Source organism: Pseudoxanthobacter sp. M-2 (assembly GCF_046156265.1).
Lineage (GTDB): Bacteria > Pseudomonadota > Alphaproteobacteria > Rhizobiales > Segnochrobactraceae > CAMDHY01.
Map to the genome: position 1 here is coordinate 1 of NZ_JAWDIR010000034.1, position 3,048 is coordinate 3,048.

General features: G+C 67.7%; 4 protein-coding genes. All 4 read left to right on the forward strand.

What is annotated here, in order from left to right:
- The coding region (locus RUR49_RS17535; RefSeq protein ID WP_409147700.1) for an ABC transporter ATP-binding protein at positions 1-1,123 on the forward strand (1,123 nt) is incomplete at its 5' end.
- 5 nt (positions 1,124-1,128) lie between these two features.
- A complete protein-coding gene (locus tag RUR49_RS17540) occupies positions 1,129-1,998 on the forward strand; it encodes an ABC transporter permease (protein WP_409147701.1) in 870 nt (289 codons plus the stop codon).
- 4 nt (positions 1,999-2,002) lie between these two features.
- A complete protein-coding gene (locus tag RUR49_RS17545; RefSeq protein ID WP_409147702.1) occupies positions 2,003-2,878 on the forward strand; it encodes an ABC transporter permease in 876 nt (291 codons plus the stop codon).
- A 51-nt stretch (positions 2,879-2,929) separates the two neighbouring features.
- Positions 2,930-3,048, forward strand: a 119-nt coding sequence (locus tag RUR49_RS17550) for an NAD(P)-binding protein (protein WP_409147703.1), incomplete at its 3' end; no start/stop codon positions are given.

Genomic DNA, 3,048 nt, shown 5'->3' on the forward strand with positions numbered 1-3,048 from the left:
CTCCCTCCCCCTCGCATGGCAGCCCATGACCGACAGCCGTCCCCCCGATCTCGAGTGCCTCAGCCTCACCAAGCGCTTCGGCGCCTTCACGGCGGTCGACGACGTCTCCTTCGAGATCCCGAGCGGCTCGTTCTTCTCGATCCTCGGGCCGTCGGGCTGCGGCAAGACCACCCTCATGCGCATGATCGCCGGCTTCGAGGAGCCTGCCTCGGGCGACATCCGCATCAAGGGCAAGTCGGTGATCGGCACGCCGCCGAACAAGCGCAACGTCAAGATGGTGTTCCAGCACCTCGCGCTGTTCCCGATGATGAACGTCGCCGAGAACATCGCCTACGGCCTGCGCTGCCGCGGCGCCGACAAGGCCGAGATCACCCGCCGCGTCCGTGACGTCCTCGACCGCATCGGCCTGCCCGGCGTCGAGACGAAGGAGATCAACCAGCTTTCCGGCGGCCAGAAGCAGCGCATCGCGATTGCCCGCTGCATGGTGCTGGAGCCCGACGTGCTGCTCCTCGACGAGCCGCTCGGTGCACTGGACCTCAAGCTCCGCGAGCGCATGAAGATCGAGCTGAAGCTGCTGCAGCACCAGTTCGACACCACCTTCGTCTACATCACCCACGACCAGTCCGAGGCGCTGGTGATGTCGGACAACGTGGCGGTGATGAACGCCGGCCGCTTCGAGCAGATCGGCACGCCGCAGGAGCTCTACCACGCCCCGGCGACCGCCTTCGTCGCCGGCTTCGTCGGCGACAGCAGCCGCTTCGCCGGCCGCCTGGAGGCGGGCGGCGCCATCGTGCTCGAGACCGGCGAACGCATCACGGCGGCGCCCCGCGCCGGCGCCGCCCCCGCCCCGGGGTCCGCCGTCGACGTCTTCGTCCGCCCCGACGCCATCGCCGCCCGCCGCCCGGCGGAGCTGTCCGGCGAGGCCTTCAACCGCATCGACGGCGTCCTCGACAGCCACCTCTTCAACGGCGCCCAGAGCCGGGCGCTGGTGCGCACCGGCGACGGCCGGATGATCGAGGTCGGCTATCCCCGGCCCGGCTCGAGCGAGAACCTCGCCCCCGGCGAGGCGGTGGCGCTGACCTTCACCGCCGCCGACACGCTTCTCTTCCCGAAGAAGGCCTGACCGCGATGGTGCAGAAGGACGCCCGGCGGCTCGCGCTCTTCCTGCTCTTGATGCCGTTTGCGCTGTGGATCCTGCTCCTCATCGTGCTGCCGCACCTCGGCATCGGCTACCTGTCCATCCGCGAGAAGCTCGGCCCCCGCCAGTACGAGTTCGGCCCCGGCAACTACATCGACTTCATCTCCGAGCCGATCTACTGGAACACGCTGCTGCGCACCGCGACGATGTCGGTGCTGGTCACAGTGCTCACCCTCTTCATCGGCTTCCCGGTCGCCTACTACATCGCCAAGGTGGCCGGCCGGCGCAGCCGCGCCGGCCTGTTCCTGCTCTGCCTGATCCCCTTGTGGGTGAGCGACCTCGTGCGCGCCTTCGGCTGGATCGTGCTTTTGCGCGAGACCGGCGTCGTCTCCGGCTTCCTGCAGTGGACGGGCCTCGTCTCCGGGCCGGTGGAGTTCCTCTACAACGACGCCGCCGTCATCATCGGGCTGATCTACACCGTCGTGCTGTTCATGATCGTGCCGATCGTCTCGACGCTCGACGGCATGGACGATGCCCTGATCGAGGCCGGCTACAACCTCGGCGGCAGCCGCTGGACCGTGCTCCGCCGCATCGTCATCCCCTATGCGATGCCTGGCATCGTCGCCGGCTGCATCGTCGTGTTCATGCTGACGGCCGGCAGCTACCTCACCCCGATCCTGCTCGGCGGCAAGAACTCGATGTGGTTCACCGAGCAGATCTACGACCAGTTCATCACCCGCTACAACTGGGAGTCCGGGGCGACCTTCGGCGTCGTGCTGCTCGCCTTCACCTCGCTTGTCGTCTGGCTCGGGCTGAAGCTCACCGGCCAGAACCTCGCCAACACCGTGGCGAAGGGCTGACAGCATGAACGTCGCCGCCCCCCAGACGCCGGCCCTGCGCTTCGCCTACCGGGCCTATGTGACGCTGTTCTTCCTCTACCTCGCAGCGCCCTTGGCCGCTGCGAGCGTCTTCGCCTTCAACAACTCCATGTTCCCGGCCCTGCCGTGGAACGGCTTCACCCTCGACTGGTTCTTCTCCGACACCGAGCCGATGCTCGGCCTCTTCCACGATCGCCGGCTGCTGCAGGGCCTCGGCAACTCGTTCTATATCGGCATCATCGTCTCGGTGCTGGCGGTGGCCGTCGGCACCTCCAACGCCTTCCTGTTCGAGCGCCACGAGTTTCCCGGCAAGCAGGCGCTCTACGTGCTGATGATCGTGCCGCTCGTCATCCCCGGCGTCATCCTCGGCATCTCCATCCTCGTCTTCGCGAGCTTCATCGCCAACGAGGCGCGGGCGTCGATGGACCTGCGCATCAACTTCCTGCGGCCGGGCCTCTTCCTCGTCATCATGGGCCAGTTCTCGTTCCTGGCGACGATCACCACGCTCGTCATCGGCGCTCGCCTGAGGAAGTTCGACACGACGCTCGAGGAAGCCGCGCTGAACCTCGGCGCCAGCCGCCTGCGCGTTCTCTTCACCGTGACGCTGCCGTTCCTCAGGCCCGCGATGATCGCCGCCGGCGTCGTCGCCTTCCTCGTCTCCTTCGAGAACTTCAACACCACGCTGATGCTGGTCGGCTCCGACTCGCCGCTCACCATCACGATGTACGACCGCATCGCCAAGGTCGGCTCGACGCCGGTGCTGAACGCCGTCTCGGTACTCCTCATCATCGGCTCCGGCGCGCTGGCGCTGATCAGCGTGCTCGTGCAGCGCGAGCCGAAGCGGGCCGACGTCGACAGCTGAGCCCACCCAAGACCCGACCCCACTCCCTTATCCCGAGACGGTTGCGCCCCCATGGCGGAGTTCGACTACATCATCGTCGGCGCCGGCTCGGCCGGCTGCGTGCTGGCGAACCGGCTGACCGAGAGCGGCCGCCAACGCGTGCTGCTGCTGGAGGCCGGCGGCAGCGACGA

Excerpts from the sequence above, each read along its gene's own strand:
- RUR49_RS17540 (WP_409147701.1), top strand. The coding sequence starts at position 1,129 with ATGGTGCAGAAGGACGCCCGGCGGCTCGCGCTCTTCCTGCTCTTGATG.
- RUR49_RS17545 (WP_409147702.1), top strand. The coding sequence starts at position 2,003 with ATGAACGTCGCCGCCCCCCAGACGCCGGCCCTGCGCTTCGCCTACCGG.